Raw genomic sequence first — 16969 nt, 5'->3', positions numbered from 1 at the left:
CTGGAGAGAGGCGCCCCCAATGTTGCCTGGCCAGCGCGTACCCGGCGAACAGCCGGACCTGGCCGTGACCACCTGCCGCCGCAAGGACGGCGTTCTCATCCTCACCGCGGTGGGGGAAATCGACGCGGCGACCGTCGGGCGCTTCCGCACCGAGCTCAGTGGCGCCTGCGTCAAAGGGAGGCACGTGATCCTCGACCTCTCCGGCGTCGGTTTCCTCAGCTGTGCCGGGTTGCAGGCACTCGAGGAGGCCAATGCGGCGTCGCCCCGGTTCTCGGTGATCGTGAAGACCGCTTTGGTGTCAAGGATTCTCGATGTCAGCGGAGTCGGAGCGGACCTCGACGTCCGGTGGGACGTCGAGGACGTGCGGATCTAGTCGAGTTCGACCTCGTCGGCGGAGACGTCCGGCAGCAGGCCACGCCACCGCGGATTGCGCAGGCAACCAGCGTCGGTCCAGCCGCCGAAGACGACCTCACCGACGATGGTCGGCCGCGACCAGCGTGCGTCCCGCGCCTGTTTATCCGGAACGGAGTGGAACGGGGATGTCTTGCGCTCCAAGCGGAACAGCTGCTTGGAGAGGGTCTCCAACTCGTCGCCCGCGAAGCCGACACCGCAGTTTCCGATGTACCGCAAGCCGTCTTCGTGCGGGACGCCGAGCAACAGCGAGCTGAACGTGCCCGCCCGGCTGCCGCCACCCGGCCGCCAGCCGCCCAGAACCACTTGCTGCACCAGAGTTCCCGTGATGGAAAGCCATTCCCCGGTGCGCTTTCCCGGGTGATACGCGGAGTCGGCCCGTTTGGCGACGATACCGGCGAGACCGTGCTCGCGAGCCGCCCTGGCGACCGCGCCGCCGTCTCCAAGGTAGTACCGCGGGACTTGCCAATGCGGACCGGCGAGCCCGAGTTCGTCGAGCAGTTCCCGCCGTTCGACGTACGGCGTCCCGACACAGGCGCGGCCGTCCAGATGCAGGAGATCGTTCACCAGGTAGAACGCCGGATACCGTGAGGTGAGCCGCTTGGCTGAGTTCTTCGTCGCCCGCGCGCGGTGCCCGAGCCCTTCCGCGCTCGGCTTCCCGCCGTCGAAGACGACGATTTCCCCGTCGAGAAAGGCTTCCGTGGCCCCGAGTTGTTCGCCGAGGCCGCGGAATTCGGGATACAGGCCGGTGACGTCGTCGCCTGAATCGTCGTAGGCGGTGATCCGGCCCCCGGATACGCGGATCAGCGTGCGGCGCCCGGACCAGTCGAATTCGTAAGCCCATTCCGGGTCTTCGCCGGTCGAGGGGAGACGGCCCGGTTTGGTCAGCATCGGGGCGAGGAAAGAGGGGAGTTCCTTCCGGCCGGGGTCGGCGGGGTCGAGCCGTTTGAGCAGCCAGCCGTTGTCCCGTCCGTCCTTCTTCACGTTGAGGAACAGGTATTTCCCGCGTGCCCGTGCGCCGTGGAAGACGACTTCGACCTTGTGGTCGTTGAAGTGCAGCGTTTCGTACCGGCCGGTGTCCCAGATGGTCATCGTGCCGCCGCCGTATTCGCCCGCCGGGATCTCGCCTTCGAAGGTGAGGTATTCCATCGGGTGGTCTTCGGTGTGCACGGCCAGACGCTCTTGGTCCGGCGCCATCGGCAGGCCCTTCGGCACCGCCCAGGAGACGAGGACCCCGTCCCGTTCGAGGCGGATGTCCCAGTGCAGGCTGCTCGCGTGATGTTCCTGGATGACGAAGAGATCGTCGGCCCCGGTCTTCCCGTCGCGATCCGGCAGGGGTTCGGGAGTTCGCCCAGGTCTGCGCTTACGGCGGTATTCGCCGAGTTTCTCCGCCATGGTCGGCCGGCGCACCCCTTTCCGGATCGGGTCACGCAAGCCTAGCGCCGTTCACCGTCCTTCCGTGCGCCGAAGGTCCCTTTTCCCACGGTAAAAGGAGGAAAAGGGACCTTCGGCGCCGATGTGGTTCAGTCGGTCTCGGCCAGCGCCTCCGCGAACTGGGCGGCGTAGAGCCGGGAGTACGCACCACCGGTGAGCAGCAGCGTTTCGTGGTCGCCCTGTTCGACGATCGACCCGTTCTCCATCACCAGGATGACGTCAGCGTCGCGGATGGTGGAGAGCCGGTGCGCGATGACGAAACTCGTCCGCCCCTCGCGCAGCGAATTCATCGCCCGCTGGATCAGCACCTCGGTCCGGGTGTCGACCGAACTGGTGGCCTCGTCGAGGATGAGGATCGCGGGCTTCGCCAGGAACGCCCGCGCGACGGTGATCAGCTGTTTCTCGCCCGCGCTGACCGTGCCGCCCTCGTCGTCGATCACCGTGTCGTAGCCGTCCGGAAGGGTGCGGACGAACCGGTCGACGTGGGTCGCCTTGGCCGCCGCCACGATCTCGTCCTGCGTGGCGCCCGCGGAACCGTAGGCGATGTTCTCCGCGATCGTGCCGCCGAACAACCACGCGTCCTGCAGCACCATGCCGGTCTTCGCGCGCAGGTCTTCGCGGTCCATCCCGGCGATGTCGACGCCGTCGAGGGTGATCCTGCCGCCGTCGAGTTCGTAGAACCGCATGAGCAGGTTGACCAGCGTGGTCTTCCCCGCTCCGGTCGGGCCGACGATGGCGACGGTGTGCCCCGGTTCGACGGTGAGCGACAGGTCCTCGATCAGCGGCGTGTCTTCGGCGTACCGGAAGGACACGTGCTCGAACTCGACCCGGCCCCGCACCTGCTCGACCCGCGCGGGTTCGGTGGGCTCCGGGTCCTGCTCGTCGGCGTCGAGAAGCGCGAAGACCCGCTCCGCGGACGCGATACCGGACTGCAGCAGGTTCGCCATGCTGGCGATCTGGGTGACCGGCTGGCTGAACTGCCGTGAATACTGGATGAACGCCTGGACATCACCGAGCGACAGTGTCCCGGACGCCACCCGCAGCGCGCCGATCACGGCCACCAGCACGTAGCTCAGGTTGCCGATGAACATCATCGCGGGCTGGATGGTGCCCGAGATGAACTGCGCCTTGAAGCTCGCGCCGTAGAGCGTGTCGTTGTGCTCCCGGAAGACCTCCTCGGCCTCCTGACGGCGGCCGAACACCTTGACCAGCGAGTGCCCGGTGTACATCTCCTCGATATGCGCGTTGAGCCGTCCGGTGGTGGACCACTGCTTGATGAACTGCGGCTGCGCCTTCTTGCCGATCTTGGCCGCGACGATCACCGACGCGGGCACCGACAGCAGCGCGACCAGCGCGAGCACCGGCGAGATGACGAACATCATCACGAGCACGCCGACGACCATCAGCAGCGACGACACGATCTGCGCGAGGGTCTGTTGCAGTGACAGCGCGAGGTTGTCGATGTCGTTGGTCGCCCGGCTCAGCACCTCGCCGCGGGGCTGGCGGTCGAAGTAGCTCAGCGGGAGCTTGGCGAACTTCTCCTCGATCCGTTCCCGCAGATCGAACACGGCCCGCTGGACCAGGTTCGTGGTCAGCCTCGCCTGCAGCAGCGAGAAGAACGACGCCACGATGTAGAGCAGCAGCACCCACAGCAGGACCTGGCCGACGGCGTCGAGGTCGATGCGCTGGCCCGGGACGAAGTCGATCCCCGAGAAGAGATCGGCGAGGGTGTTGTTGCCTTCAGCCCGCAGGCCGGCGATCACCTGCTCCTTGCTCACCCCCGCGGGCATGTCCTTCGCGACGACGCCCGCGAAGATGAGGTCCGTCGCCATGCCGAGGATCTTCGGCCCGATGACGCTCAGCGCGACGCTGGCGACGCCGAACAGCAGGATGCCGTACAGCATGGCGCGTTGCGGTTGGAGCAGCCGCAGCAGCCGTTTCAAGGATCCCTTGAAGTCCAAGGCCTTCTCGGCGGACTGCCCGCCCATGAAGGCGGCGGGGCCGCGGCCGAGACCGCCTCCGCCGGGGCCGGGTCCCCGTGCCGCGCTCGCGCGCTCGCCCAGGGGTTTGGCCTTCGTCGTGGATTCGGGCGCGCTCATCAGGCGGCCTCCTGCTCGGTCAGCTGGGACAGCACGATCTCGCGATAGGTTTCGTTGCCGTCCATGAGTTCGGTATGCGTGCCGGTGCCGACGACGCGGCCTTCGTCGAGCACGACGATGCGGTCCGCGTGGCGGATCGTGCTGACCCGCTGCGCGACGATGACGACGGTCGCTTCGGCGGTCTCGGCCACGAGCGCCCGCCGTAGCGCGGCGTCGGTCGCGTAGTCGAGCGCGGAGAACGAGTCGTCGAAGAGATAGATCTCGGGGCGCCGCACCAGCATCCTGGCGATCGCGAGCCGCTGCCGCTGCCCGCCCGAGACGTTCGTTCCGCCCTGTGCGATGGGGGAGTCGAGCCCCTCGGGCATCCGTTCGACGAAGTCCTTGCCCTGCGCCACCTCCAGCGCGTGCCAGAGTTCCTCGTCGGTGGCGTCGGCCTTGCCGTAACGCAGGTTGCTCGCGACCGTCCCGGCGAACAGGTACGGCTTCTGCGGCACCAGTCCGACGGCGTCGGAAAGCACGGTCGCGTCCAGTTCGCGGACGTCGACGCCGTCGACGCGCACCGAGCCGTCGGTGGCGTCCATCAGCCGGGGGATCAGGTTGAGCAGAGTGGTCTTCCCGCTGCCCGTGCTGCCGATGATCGCGGTGGTCTCACCGGGCAGGGCCAGCAGCGAGATGTCCTGCAGCACCGGTTTCTCCGCGCCGGGGTAGCGGAATTCCACATCGGACAGTTCGAGCCGTCCGTGCACCTCGCCGGGGCTCACCGGGTTGGCCGGGAGGACGACGCTGGTGTGCGTGTCCAGCACCTCGGTGATGCGCTCGGCGCTGACCTCGGCACGGGGCACCATCATGAACATGAAGGTGGCCATCATGACCGCCATCAGGATCTGCATCAGGTACGACAGGAACGCGGTGAGCGCGCCGATCTGCATGCTGCCGTCGTCGATGCGCAGCCCGCCGAACCACAGCACGGCGACGCTGGACGCGTTCATCACGAGCATCACGATGGGGAACATCAGGGCCATCAGCCTGCCGACGACCAGCGAGACGTCGAGCAGTTCGGTGTCGGCCTTCGTGAACCGCCGCCGCTCGTGGGTGTCCTTGACGAACGCGCGGATCACGCGGATACCCATGATCTGCTCGCGCAGGATCTGGTTGATCTTGTCGATGCGCTCCTGCATCAGCCGGAACGCCGGCCGCATCTTCGCGATGATGATCCCGACCGAGACACCGAGGATCGGCACCGCGAGCACCAGCAGCCACGAGAGCGTGACGTCCTGGTTCAGCGCCATGATGATGCCGCCGAAGCACATGATGGGCGCCGACACCATCAGGGTGAACGCCATCAACGTCAGCATCTGCACCTGCTGGACGTCGTTGGTCGTGCGGGTGATCAGGGACGGTGTCCCGAACTGGCCGACCTCGCGGGCGGAGAAATCCTGGACCCGGTGGAAGATCGCGCCGCGGACGTCGCGGCCGACCGCCATCGCGGTGCGGGCGCCGTAGTAGACGGCGCCGATCGAACAGGCGATCTGCACCAGCGACACCAGCAGCATGACGCCGCCGACACCGAGGATGTAGTCGATGTCGCCCTTGACGACGCCGGAGTCGATGATGTCGGCGTTCAAGGTGGGGAGATAGAGCCCGGCGAGGGTCTGGACGAACTGCAGCAGCACGATCAGCCACAGGTCTCGCCGGTACGGGCGCAGGTGAATGCGCAACAACTTCGTCAGCACAACGGTTTCTCCCCAGTGGTGGGTAGGGTGTTACTGCTTGTTCGGTTTCTTCACCGGTTCGGGTCCGGTGAGGGACGGGACGCCCGCGGCGGCCTCGTGCAGGAGGGCGGAGACCGTCTCCAGGAACGGCTCGGTGCCCTCGTTCATCAGCCAGTGGAAGAACGCCGTCTTCACCGCGGACTCCACGATGGCCGCCATCAGCCTGGCGTTCAACGCGTTTTCCGGGCCCGCCCCCGCCCGTTCGAGGATGCCCTCCGCCAGCACCCGTTCGACGGTGGCGTGGGCCTTGAGGAACTCGCCGTGCACCGACGGGTGGAGGATCATCGACCGCGCGAGCTTCACCGAGTCGCGGTTCGGCTCGCCCTCGCGGCCGTAGGTCTCCAGAGTCGCGGCGCTGACCGCTTCCCACAAGGACTCCTCTGGCGGCCTTTCGCGCAAGGCCTCCAGGACCCGTTCCTGCCGTTCGACGATGAACGAGCAGATCGCCTCCTCCTTGCTGGAGAAGTAGTTGTTGAACGTGCGCGACGAGACGCCCACGGCACTGGCGATGTCCTCGACGCGGACCTGCTCGACGCCCTTCTCCGCGGCGAGCCTGAGCGCTGCCTCGCTCATGGCGCGCCGGGCGGCGCGCTTCTTGCGTTCGCGCAGTCCCAAGGGCGCGTTCGGGTCCAGGGCCATGCCGCCAGGGTAGGCAAAACTTGCGTGGCACGCAAATTCCTGCGCAGTCCGCACTTTTCGGACATCCCCCGTGGCGTGCAACACGCAAGATGCAGCCGAATGGCCTAGCGCGCCGCGCTCACCAGCCGTAACGCGTTCGTGACCAGGTCACTGCCAGCGGTTGAACGGAAACCGACTGTGGACACGGATAGTGACTTCTGCTTGCATGGCCGTCGTTGTGCTGGGGAGTGCGACACGGGTCCGGGTATGCGAAGAGAAAGAAGTGGAAGCACATGGTGACGCGGGCTCGAGGCTTGCTTGACCGCTCACGGGTTCTTCTGGACCGTTCCAGGGTCGCCGCGGCGCAGTTCCTCGCCGCACCGCCCCGGCACGCTCCGTCGGCTCCACCGGTCGAACCGGAAGTGGAGCAGCGGCCTGCCGTGGAAGCGCCGGACGCCGGCGCGCTCGCGGGTGTCTGCTCCAACGTCGCGTTGCGCGACCTCAATCTGCTCGACCAGTTGCTCGCGCAGCTGGAGACGATGGAGGCGGGGGAGGAGAACTCCGACCGCCTCGCCGAGCTCTACCGGCTCGACCACCTCGCCACCCGGTTGCGGCGCAACGCGGAGAACCTGCGCGTGCTCGCGGGTCGGGACGCCGACGACACAACGGCCGGGATCTCTTCCGTGCTCGACGTGATGCGGGCGGCGATGTCGTCGATCGACCACTACTCGCGGATCACGATCGGCCGCGTCGTTTCGCTCGGTGTCGTCGGCTTCGCCGCCGAGGACGTCAGCCGGATCCTCGCGGAACTGTTCGACAACGCGGCGAACCAGTCGTCACCGAGTTCTCCGGTCAGCGTCAGCGCGCACCTCACCGAACAGGGGAGCGTGCTGATCCGGATCGAGGACGAGGGCATCGGCATGCCGCCCGAACGGCTCGCGGTGCTGAACGAACGGCTCGCGGCCGGCCCGGTGCTCGACGACGATTCCGTGCGGCACATGGGACTCGCGGTCGTCGGCAGGCTCGCCGACCGCCACGAGATCACCGTCAAACTCGACCGCCGCACCCCGCACGGCACGGTCGCCACCGTGCTGTTGCCGGTCCCGGTGGTTTCGGAACTGGCCGAGAAGCAGTGGTCCGGTTCGCAGACGGTCGTGCTGCCGCAGGCCAGGATCACCAACGGCGCGCCCGTTGGCGGGCCGGTCGCGACGCCGTCCGGGCTGCCGAGGCGCCGCCCGGCCCCCTCGGCGGAGCCGGAACCCGAACGGAAGCCCAGCCCGCGTCCGCGCTCGGCCTTCCAGCCGCCCGCCGACGGTGGCACCACGGCCAGCGGTCTTCCGCGCCGGGTTTCCCGCAGTATCAGGACTTTGCCCGACGAACCGGCCCCGCCGACCACCCCGCCCGCCGACGCGGCGGACGGGCACGAGGCGCTGCTGGCCGACCTCGATGCCTTCACCGACGGCGAGCGTGCCGCTCTCGACGACCGGCACGAGCGTGAGACCGGAGGAAACACCCAGTGACCGCCCAGGACGCGACCACGGATTTCACGTGGCTGCTCGACGACTTCGTGCGCAAGGTGCACGGCGCCAGCCACGCGCTGATCATGTCCGTCGACGGTTTCCCTTTGACCGCGTCGGAATCGGTGTCCAGTGACGACGCCGAGCAGCTCGCCGCGATCGCGAGCGGCCTGCTCAGCCTCGCGGGCAACAGCGCCGCGCTGTTCGGCAAGGGCAACTGCGAGCAGATCATCATCCGGCTGACCCGCGGGTACTTCCTGTTCATGGGGATCGGTGCCGAAGCCGGCCTCGCGGTGCTCACCGAACCGGACTGCGACATGAAGGTCGTCGCCTACGAGATGACCCAGTTCATCACCAACGCCGGTCACGCGCTCACCCCCGAGGTGCGAGCGGGGCTCCGGCAGGTCCTGACCGCCCGACGGCCGCAGGCCTGAGAATCCGGAGAAGGAAGGGATGACCGTGTCCAGCGACCAATCTCCGGACCGGCCCGTCAAGATGCGCAGCCGCAGAATCCGGCCGTACGCGCTGACCGGCGGCCGGACCAAGAGCAGCCAGCTGCTGCTGGTGGAGACCCTGATCTCGGTCCCGCGTTACGACCCGTCGCTGGCCGAGGCGCTGATGCCCGAATCGCGCTCGCTGTACGAGCGCGCCCGCGAACGCTCGTCGATCGCCGAGCTTTCGGTGGGACTGGATCTGCCACTGGGCGTGGTCCGGGTGCTCATCGGCGACCTCGCCACCCAGGGCGCCGTCTTCGTGCACCCGACGGCCCACGCCTACAACCACGATACGAACGTGCTCGAGAGGATCCTCGATGGACTCAAGCGCCTCCCGGTCTGACTCTGGCGGAGCGGCGGAGCCTTCGGGTCACTGGCCGCATGAGTACCCAGTTCGAACCCGCCCCGGCCGGCAGGCCCCGCTTTCGGGGTGTCAGGGCGCCATTCAGGAAGGGCGTGAGTGACGTCGTGAAAGAGCGCCCTGGCGACACGAATGCGGTCGCGGGTTCCGAATCGAACACAGATCTGCTGGCGATCTCCGCCAAGATCGTGGTCGCCGGTGGATTCGGCGTGGGCAAGACGACGTTCGTCGGCTCCGTCTCCGAGGTCCCGCCCCTGAGCAACGAAGCCTGGATGACCGAGGCCGGGGCCGGGGTCGACGAGCTGGTGCCGCCCGGAACCAAATCCACCACCACGGTCGCGATGGACTTCGGCCGGATCACCCTGCGTGAAGACCTGCTCCTGTACCTGTTCGGCACACCCGGTCAGGCCCGGTTCTGGTTCCTCTGGGACGACCTGTCGCGCGGCGCGCTCGGTGCCGTCGTACTGGTCGACACCAGCCGGATCGACCAGTCGTTCGCCGCGATCAACTACTTCGAGAACGACTCGGAGCTGCCGTTCATCGTCGCGGTCAACCAGTTCGAGGGGATGCCGGTGCACGACCTCGAAGAGGTCCGCGACGCGCTGGCGCTCTCCCCGGACATCCCGCTGGTCACCTGCGACGCCCGCGACCCGAAGTCGGCGGTCGCGACGCTGCAGGAACTGGTGTCGCACACGTTGTCCCTCGCGGTGGTCTCCGGGCCAGGCCGCGAGTTCGCTTCACTTGGCTGAACGGTTCTGGGAGGAACGCAGAGGATGCGCAAGGTTCTGATCGTCGGTGCCGGGCAGTCGGGGTTGCAGCTGGCCTTGAGCCTGCTGTCCCACGACTACGACGTCACGGTGATGTCGGCGCGGACGCCGGACGAGATCCGCTCCGGCAAGGTGATGTCGACCCAGTGCATGTTCCATTCGGCTTTGCAGCACGAGCGGGACCACAAGCTGAACCTGTGGGAGGACGAGACCGTCAAGGTCGAGGGACTCGGCGTTTCCATCGCCGGCCCCGATTCCAGCCGGGTGCTGGACTGGTTCGGGCCGCTGGAGCACTACGCGCAGTCGGTGGACCAGCGGGTCAAGATGGCGGCCTGGCTGGAGCTGGTGGAGGACCGCGGCGGCAAGGTCGTCATCCACGGCGTCACCACCTCGGATCTGGCCCCGCTGGCGAAGCTGTACGACCTGGTGGTCATCGCGGCGGGCAAGGGCGAACTGGTCCAGCTGTTCGACCGGATCCCGGAGCGTTCGCCGTACACCGAACCCCAGCGCGCGCTTTCGCTGGCGTACGTGCACGGGCTCGAGCGCCGGCCCGAGCATCCGGACAAGGCGGCGGTGCGGTTCAACATCATCCCCGGTGTGGGTGAACTGTTCATGATCCCCGCGTACACGCTGAGCGGGAACTGCGACATCCTGTTCTTCGAGGGGATTCCCGGCGGCCCGCTCGACTGCTGGGACGACCGGCCGACGCCGCAGCAGCATCTCGACCGGATCCTGTCGCTGATGAAGCAGTTCCTCCCGTGGGAGTACGAACGATCACGGAACGCGGTGCTGACCGACGACAAGGCGACGCTGGCCGGCGGGTACACCCCGGTCGTGCGGAACGCGGTCGGCAAACTGGGCTCGGGGACCGCGGTGCTCGGCATGGCCGACGTCGTGGTGGCCAACGACCCGATCACCGGCCAGGGCTCGAACAACGCGAGTCACTGCGCGGCGTCCTATCTGGACTCGATCCTCGAACGCGGGGACAAGCCGTTCGACGAAGAGTGGATGACCGCGTCGTTCGAGAAGTACTGGGAGTACGCCCAGCACGTCACGACCTGGACGAACGCGATGCTGCAGCCGCCGCCCCCGCACGTGCTCCAGATCATCGCGGCGGGGGAGAATCCCGCCGTGGCGAAGCGGTTCGCGAACGGGTTCTCCGATCCGACCGATTTCCAGCACTGGTTCCTCGATCCGGCGAAGGCGGAGAAGTACCTGGCCGAGGCCTGATTCCGGTAGTGCGACAGTCCCGCGTCCGAGTGTGCGGGACTGTCGCGGTGCGCCGTTTCGGGCTACCGTTGTCACCGTGCGTGAGTACGGTCGGTGACGGCAGCGGAGGTGCGGCTCGATGCGTTCGATGTGGAAGGGCTCGGTGTCCTTCGGGCTGGTGAGCATCCCGATCCAGCTCTACGCGGCCACCGAGAACAAGAACGTCTCGCTGCGCCAGGTGCACGAGGCCGATGGCGGTCGCATCCAGTACAAGCGGTTCTGCACGATCGACGGCGAGGAAGTGCCCTACGCCGAGATCGCCAAGGGGTACGAACTGCCCGACGGCGAGATGGTCGTGCTCACCGACGAGGACATGTCCGAACTGCCGCTGGCGTCGTCACGGGCGATCGACGTGCTCGAGTTCGTACCGCTGGAGTCCATCGACCCGATCCAGTTCGACAAGACCTACTACCTCGAACCACAGAAGAACGCCGTCAAACCGTACGTGGTCCTGCGTGACGCGCTGCAGAAGGCGAGCCACGTGGCGGTCGCGAAGGTCGCCATCCGGCAGCGGGAGACGCTCGCGATCCTGCGGGTGCACAGCGACGTCCTGACGATGACGACGATGCTGTGGCCCGACGAGGTCCGCGTCCCGGATTTCGGTTTCCTGCACGACGATCCGCCGCAGGTGCGGCCGCAGGAACTGACAATGGCCGGCTCGCTGATCGACTCGCTGTCGGAGCCGGTGTTCGAGCAGGACAAGTACACGGACTCCTACCGCGAGGCGCTGGAGGCCATGATCGAGGCCAAGGCCGCGGGGAACGAGACGACCAAGCCGAAGGCCGTCGGCGCGAAGGCCGACGTCGTCGACCTCATGGAGGCCTTGCAGGCCAGCGTGAGCGAGGCGAAGAAGAGCCGGAAGCCGTCGACGGCCAAGAAGGCCACCGCGGCGAAGAAACCCGCGTCCGGCAAGCGAACCCCGAAGAGCGCCTGACCATCCTTTGTGGACTGTTGTGCCCGGCGTCACCCCGCCGGGTGCCGCGACACGCCGCGCGTATGCCAGGATCTGTCGTCCCTCGGTGGTAGTAAGGCAATCGAGGAGAACTTTCCTGAACGCGGGAGGCGGTATGAGCATGGAGTGCGCGTTCTGCGCCGTCGGACTCGACCACTGCCACGGCACCCTGGTGGTCCACCTCGACGGTGGCTTCACCGAATGCAGCGAAGACGGCTGCGTCGACTTCGACTTCGCGCGGCACACGCTGACGATCGACTGTTTCGACGTCGACGGCGGCTGCTCGTGCGCGGAGGTTTCGGCCCAGGTACTGCTGCGGGCTTCTTGACCGACGGCCAATACACCAATCCGGCCCGATCCGGGTGATCGCGACCGATTGCCACTCGAAGGTGTAGGCGTTCGTGTACATCGCGGCCGGGAATGTGTTAACTATGACGGGGTCCTCCGGCTCTCCCTCCCCCTCGGAGCCGGGGGACCCCTTCATGTCACGGTTTTCCTGTCACGGCGCTTCCTTCGCGGTGTCGTGGATCGAAGCGCCGTCGCAGGCGCACACCGCGTCCCAGACCCCGTCTCCGTCCGCGTAGTCACGCGCGGGAAGGGCGCCCAGCGGCCCGAGCACCTCGTCGCCCGCTCCGGCCGCCGCGGCGGCCCGCAGGAGTTCGTCACGTCCGCACGGATAACGCGCCTCCGTCAAGTACGGGCGCGGGTCTGTTCCTGCCATCGGCTCTCCCTCCTTCTCCTCGTCCGGGGCGGATACCCGGTGGACGGAGAACGGAAACAGCCCGGGCACCCGGCGTGAGGGGAACGCCGGGTGCCCGGGCTGTTTCAGGACCGGCACCGGGGGGCTCGGTACCGGTTTCGGTCCGGTGCTCAGTACCAGTGGGCGCGACCGCCGATGGCCTTCCCGGTGTTCCCGAGAACGGCCAGGATGATGCCGATGACCGCCAGCGCGATCCCGATCGAGTACAGGACGGGAATGCTGGCGATGACACCGACGACAATCAGGATGACGCCGAGAATGATCACGGGAACACCTTCTCCTTCGTAGTCGCCCGGCCCGAGTGCTGCCGGGGTGTGGCTACGCAAGGGATTCCCGCCTCGAAAACGCGAGAAACAGGTCCATCCGGCCGAAGTTTTCACGCATTCGGCCTAACGGTGGCTTGTGCGCCGCGCGCCAGGCGTGTGCCAGGTCTCTCAAGGAGGGCCGGATTTGTTCATCTACGTCTGCCCTGTGCGTGAGCGGGATCCGCTCCGTTCCACACTGGCCCGAGCGTTGTCGATGAAGGATTTGGGACGTTCACTGTCCCGAATCCTTCATCAACGAATCCAAACGTGGAGAAGCCAGGACGTACAACGCCCGAGCCCTCAGGTTCGACCCGCACCAGTGGGTAAGCAAACAGGTCCGTGAAGGCCTCCTTGAGGGACCCTGGGTCCCTCAAGGAGGCCTTCACGGACCTGTGGGTCACCACAAGCGCCCCATCGGTGTCAGTGGTCACAGCGGCGGCGCGTGAAGGCCCCCTTTCCTCGGCTCAGCCGAGGAAAGGGGGCCTTCACGCCTCCTAAGTACATGAAGGCCCCCTTCACTGCGTCTAGCGCAAGGAAGGGGGCCTTCATGTACTGCCACTCACGAAGCGTGAAGGGCTCAGTACCGGTAGTGGTCCAGCTTGTACGGACCTTCGACGTCCACGCCGATGTACTCGGCCTGGCGCTTGGTCAGCTTGGTCAGCCGGACACCCAGCGCGTCCAGGTGCAGGCGGGCCACCTTCTCGTCGAGGTGCTTCGGCAGCACGTGGACGTCGGTGGCGTACTCGCCGGGCTTCGTGAACAGCTCGATCTGCGCGATCGTCTGGTTGGTGAAGGAGTTCGACATCACGAAGCTCGGGTGGCCGGTCGCGTTGCCGAGGTTCATCAGCCTGCCCTCGGAGAGCACGATGATCGAGTGCGCCTCGCGGTCCGCCGTCGCGGGGAAGACCCACTCGTGCACCTGCGGCTTGACCTCGATCTTCTGGATGCCCGGGATCTTCGCGAGCCCCGCCATGTCGATCTCGTTGTCGAAGTGGCCGACGTTCGCGACGATCGCGTTGTGCTTCATCTTGGCCATCTGGTCGGCCATGATGATGTCGAAGTTGCCGGTGGTGGTGATGAAGATGTCGCCGCGCTCGACGACGTCGTCGAGTTCCACGACGTCGAGGCCCTCCATCGCCGCCTGCAGCGCGCAGATCGGGTCGATCTCGGTGACGACCACGCGGGCGCCTTGGCCGCGCAGCGATTCCACCGCGCCCTTACCGACGTCGCCGTAGCCGCAGACGACCGCGACCTTGCCCGCGATCATCACGTCGGTGCCGCGGTTGAGACCGTCGATGAGCGAGTGGCGGATGCCGTACTTGTTGTCGAACTTCGACTTCGTCACCGAGTCGTTCACGTTCATCGCCGGGAAGAGCAGCTCGCCTTCCTTGGCGAGCTTGTAGAGCCGCTTGACGCCGTTGGTGGTCTCCTCGGTGACGCCGCGGACCTCCTTGGCGATCCGGGTGAACCGGCCGGTGTCGCGGCTGAGGCTTTCGCGCAGGGTCTCCAGGACGAGGCCGTACTCCTCGCCGTCCTCCTCGGTCGCCTGCGGGACGGCGCCCGCCGCCTCGAACTCGACGCCCTTGTGGATCAGCAGGGTCGCGTCGCCGCCGTCGTCCAGGACCATGTTCGGGACGCGGCCGTCACCGAAGTCGAAGAGCTGGTCGGTGCACCACCAGTATTCGGCGAGCGTCTCGCCCTTCCACGCGAACACCGAGGAACCCGAGGGGTTCTCGACGGTGCCGTTCGGGCCGACGACGACGGCCGCGGCGGCCTCGTCCTGCGTGGAGAAGATGTTGCAGGACACCCAGCGCACCTCGGCGCCCAGTGCGACGAGCGTCTCGATCAGCACGGCGGTCTGGACGGTCATGTGCAGCGAACCCGCGACCCGGGCGCCCTTCAGCGGCTGCGAGTCGGCGTATTCGCGGCGCAGCGCCATCAAGCCGGGCATCTCGACCTCGGCGAGGCGCAGCTGCTTGCGGCCGGCCTCGGCGAGGGAAAGGTCGGCGACGGCGAATTCGATCCCGTTGACCTTGGACAGGGTGGGGCTCACTGGTTCTCCATTCATCGAGGAAGGCAGGGCGGAGCGGTCCTTCGCGCCGGTGGCGGGAAAGACGGTGTCAGTACGGGGGTTCAGCGCACGGCCTCGACGACGAAGGCCGGAAAAGGGTTCTGACGCAAGAAAGGCACCTCCACAGTGGGAGGCGCCCTTACGTCTGTCGCGGCGGGCCGAGCGTGGCGGAAGAATTCCGTCGCAGCGCCTCTCGACCCGGAACCAGAATGGCAAAGCGCCGCGAGAGCTGTCAAGGTGACGCGGGCGTGCCGAATTCGGCGCGGACGCCGAGCAGCCGGACCGGCCTGCCGAGGTCGAACATGCCGAGCACGGCCAGCGCCGCCTTTTCGATTTCGACTGGGTCGGAGGTCGGTGCGGGCAAGGTCACGCTGTGCGTATGGGTCTGGAACGGGGCGAACCGGACCTTGACCGCGACCCGCGCGGCGGGCCTGCTTTCCTCGGCGACGTCCTGTGAGACCCGTTTCGCGAGTGCGGCGACCTCGGCGGCCATGACCTCGGAATCGGTGAGATTCCGCTGAAAAGTCGTCTCGCGGCTACGGGACCGTGCGACATAGGGCGTCGCGGTGACTTCGGCGTCGCCGAGCCCGCCGGCGAGGATCCGGTACCACGGGCCGAGCTTCGGGCCGAACCGGGCCGCGAGGTCCGCCGGATCGGCGCCCGCCAGTTCCAGCACGGTGTGATAGCCGGCCTCGGCGAGCTTCTTCGTGGTCTTGCCGCCGATGCCCCAGAGCGCGTCCGTCGGCTTTTCGGCCATGACCTCCCACCAGTTGTCCTGGACCAGACGGAAGATCCCCGCCGGTTTGGCGAAGCCGGTGGCGAGTTTGGCGCGCAGCTTGTTGTCCCCGATGCCGACCGAGCAGGAGAGCCCGGTCTCGTCGGCCACTTCCCGGCGGATGTCGGCGGCGAGTGCTTCGGGATCGGCGGTGGTGACGCCGAGGAACGCTTCGTCCCAGCCGAGCACCTCGACGACCACAGGGAATTCCCGCAGTGTCGCCATCACCCGATCGGAGACTTCTTGGTACGCGGGCGCGTCCGTGGCGAGGAAGATCGCGTCAGGACAGCGTTTCGCGGCGGTTCGCAACGGCATCCCGGACCGGATGCCGAACTCCCGCGCCTCGTACGACGCCGTCGCCACCACGGCCCGTTCGGTCGGATCGCCCGTGCCGCCGACGACCACGGGCTTGCCGCGCAGCTCAGGCCGCCGGGAGACCTCGACCGCCGCGATGAACTGGTCGAGGTCGACGTGAAGGACCCACTCCCGGCCGGCCATGAGCCGACCTTAGGCCCGTTCTGCGATCTCGTCGCGCATCCGCTGCTCGTTCTCCTGCAGTTCGGGCGTGAAGTTCTCACCGAAATCCTCGGCTTCGAGGATCTTGCGGACCTCGAGCACGGTGTCGCCGGTCGGGGGAGTGGGGCAGCGCTTCGCCCACTCGATCGCTTCGGCGCGCGACGGGACATCGACGATCCAGAAGCCGCCGACGAGTTCCTTGGCTTCGGTGAACGGGCCGTCGGTGACGGTGGCCCCGGTGGCGCTGAGCGTGACCCGCGCGCCCTTCGAGCTCTCCTGCAGACCCTCGCCGCCTACCAGCACCCCGGCGTCGAGCATCTCCTGGTTGAACTTCGCCATGGCGGTCAAAGCCTCCATCGGCGGCATTTTCCCGGCTTCGGAATCTTCGTCCGCCTTGATGATGATCATGAACCGCATACGTCTTCCTCCCAGTGAACCGGACGTTTCGCCCGGACTCTACCGGCGGCGGGGAAGACGGTCAGTCGCGCCCGAACCGGGACAGATGCGCGATCACCGCCGCGGTCACGGTGATCATCCCGGTCAGCAGCAGGGCCGGGCTGTTCAGCATCAAGCCCAGCAACATCAACAGGCCCGCGGTGATGTCGAGGCTCAGGAGGACGGCGAGCCGGAGGAGCGGGGGCCGGGCGGGCCTGCCGGCGCGGAGCCGGGCGGCCAGCGCCGGTTCGGTGAGCTCGAACCAGCGCTCGATCTTCTCCAGCTCTTGCCGATCATGATGGCTCAGCATCGGTTTCTCCTTCGGCGCGCCCCGGCCGTCGACAACCACGGAATACCCAGGAGCGGGGCTGGATAAGCATCGAATTTCGCTCCCATTCGTATAACGACCTATA

General features: G+C 67.2%; 18 protein-coding genes. 8 read left to right on the top strand and 10 right to left on the bottom strand.

Going from position 1 to position 16969, the window contains the following annotated elements:
• Window positions 1-19 precede the first annotated feature (19 nt).
• On the top strand, window positions 20-373 hold the full coding sequence (locus tag AB8M46_RS22030) for an STAS domain-containing protein (protein ID WP_037338886.1): 354 nt from the start codon (window positions 20-22) through the stop codon (window positions 371-373).
• Here the strand turns inward: AB8M46_RS22030 and AB8M46_RS22025 are convergent.
• The 4 genes from AB8M46_RS22025 to AB8M46_RS22010 all read right to left on the bottom strand — a co-directional run bounded on the left by AB8M46_RS22025 (window position 370) and on the right by AB8M46_RS22010 (window position 6355).
• Complete coding sequence (locus AB8M46_RS22025; RefSeq protein ID WP_378427914.1) at window positions 370-1806, bottom strand: DNA polymerase ligase N-terminal domain-containing protein; 1437 nt, start codon at window positions 1804-1806, stop codon at window positions 370-372. The genes AB8M46_RS22030 and AB8M46_RS22025 overlap by 4 nt on opposite strands.
• Before the next feature lie 128 nt (window positions 1807-1934).
• Entirely contained in the window at window positions 1935-3944 is a 2010-nt protein-coding gene (locus AB8M46_RS22020) for an ABC transporter ATP-binding protein (protein WP_394361383.1), read from the bottom strand.
• Window positions 3944-5677 carry an ABC transporter ATP-binding protein gene (locus AB8M46_RS22015; protein ID WP_125735876.1) on the bottom strand — a complete coding sequence of 578 codons (1734 nt, stop codon included), beginning with the start codon at window positions 5675-5677 and terminating at the stop codon, window positions 3944-3946. Before AB8M46_RS22015 ends, AB8M46_RS22020 begins: the two co-directional genes overlap by 1 nt.
• Before the next feature lie 30 nt (window positions 5678-5707).
• A complete protein-coding gene (locus AB8M46_RS22010) occupies window positions 5708-6355 on the bottom strand; it encodes a TetR/AcrR family transcriptional regulator (RefSeq protein ID WP_350596761.1) in 648 nt (215 codons plus the stop codon).
• 272 nt (window positions 6356-6627) lie between these two features.
• On the opposite strand from AB8M46_RS22010, the gene AB8M46_RS22005 reads away from it, so the two are divergent.
• The 7 genes from AB8M46_RS22005 (at window position 6628) to AB8M46_RS21975 (ending at window position 12022) form a co-directional block, all read left to right on the top strand.
• Window positions 6628-7854, top strand: coding sequence for a sensor histidine kinase (locus AB8M46_RS22005; RefSeq protein ID WP_378427910.1), 1227 nt, complete (start codon window positions 6628-6630; stop codon window positions 7852-7854).
• Window positions 7851-8285: a roadblock/LC7 domain-containing protein gene (locus AB8M46_RS22000; RefSeq protein WP_005159022.1), complete on the top strand. Its 435-nt coding sequence runs from the start codon at window positions 7851-7853 to the stop codon at window positions 8283-8285. Before AB8M46_RS22005 ends, AB8M46_RS22000 begins: the two co-directional genes overlap by 4 nt.
• Before the next feature lie 19 nt (window positions 8286-8304).
• Window positions 8305-8688 carry a DUF742 domain-containing protein gene (locus AB8M46_RS21995; protein WP_016334731.1) on the top strand — a complete coding sequence of 128 codons (384 nt, stop codon included), beginning with the start codon at window positions 8305-8307 and terminating at the stop codon, window positions 8686-8688.
• Window positions 8689-8813: 125 nt separating this feature from the next.
• Window positions 8814-9455: an ATP/GTP-binding protein gene (locus AB8M46_RS21990; RefSeq protein WP_394361740.1), complete on the top strand. Its 642-nt coding sequence runs from the start codon at window positions 8814-8816 to the stop codon at window positions 9453-9455.
• 24 nt (window positions 9456-9479) lie between these two features.
• Window positions 9480-10703 carry a styrene monooxygenase/indole monooxygenase family protein gene (locus AB8M46_RS21985; protein ID WP_394361382.1) on the top strand — a complete coding sequence of 408 codons (1224 nt, stop codon included), beginning with the start codon at window positions 9480-9482 and terminating at the stop codon, window positions 10701-10703.
• 118 nt (window positions 10704-10821) lie between these two features.
• Complete coding sequence (locus AB8M46_RS21980) at window positions 10822-11676, top strand: Ku protein (protein ID WP_016334728.1); 855 nt, start codon at window positions 10822-10824, stop codon at window positions 11674-11676.
• Between the two features lie 133 nt (window positions 11677-11809).
• The gene (locus tag AB8M46_RS21975; protein WP_016334727.1) at window positions 11810-12022 is read left to right on the top strand and encodes a hypothetical protein; all 213 of its coding nucleotides are present in this window, start codon (window positions 11810-11812) and stop codon (window positions 12020-12022) included.
• 171 nt (window positions 12023-12193) lie between these two features.
• Here AB8M46_RS21975 and AB8M46_RS21970 read toward each other — a convergent pair whose 3' ends face one another.
• From AB8M46_RS21970 to AB8M46_RS21945, 6 genes are all read right to left on the bottom strand, one after another.
• A complete protein-coding gene (locus AB8M46_RS21970) occupies window positions 12194-12415 on the bottom strand; it encodes a DUF2795 domain-containing protein (RefSeq protein ID WP_037340145.1) in 222 nt (73 codons plus the stop codon).
• 149 nt (window positions 12416-12564) lie between these two features.
• Complete coding sequence (locus AB8M46_RS21965) at window positions 12565-12720, bottom strand: DUF6131 family protein (RefSeq protein WP_007034891.1); 156 nt, start codon at window positions 12718-12720, stop codon at window positions 12565-12567.
• Window positions 12721-13336: 616 nt separating this feature from the next.
• Window positions 13337-14812: an adenosylhomocysteinase gene (gene ahcY / locus AB8M46_RS21960; RefSeq protein WP_199755113.1), complete on the bottom strand. Its 1476-nt coding sequence runs from the start codon at window positions 14810-14812 to the stop codon at window positions 13337-13339.
• Between the two features lie 250 nt (window positions 14813-15062).
• On the bottom strand, window positions 15063-16103 hold the full coding sequence (locus AB8M46_RS21955; protein WP_394361381.1) for a DNA polymerase IV: 1041 nt from the start codon (window positions 16101-16103) through the stop codon (window positions 15063-15065).
• A 9-nt stretch (window positions 16104-16112) separates the two neighbouring features.
• Window positions 16113-16538, bottom strand: coding sequence for a YciI family protein (locus tag AB8M46_RS21950; protein WP_037338865.1), 426 nt, complete (start codon window positions 16536-16538; stop codon window positions 16113-16115).
• A gap of 61 nt (window positions 16539-16599) precedes the next feature.
• Entirely contained in the window at window positions 16600-16866 is a 267-nt protein-coding gene (locus tag AB8M46_RS21945) for a DUF3040 domain-containing protein (RefSeq protein ID WP_125735870.1), read from the bottom strand.
• Window positions 16867-16969: the final 103 nt, after the last annotated feature.

Source organism: Amycolatopsis sp. SB7-3, assembly GCF_041021335.1.
Classification (GTDB): domain Bacteria; phylum Actinomycetota; class Actinomycetes; order Mycobacteriales; family Pseudonocardiaceae; genus Amycolatopsis; species Amycolatopsis japonica.
This window is presented reverse-complemented; position numbering and strand designations above follow the sequence as displayed.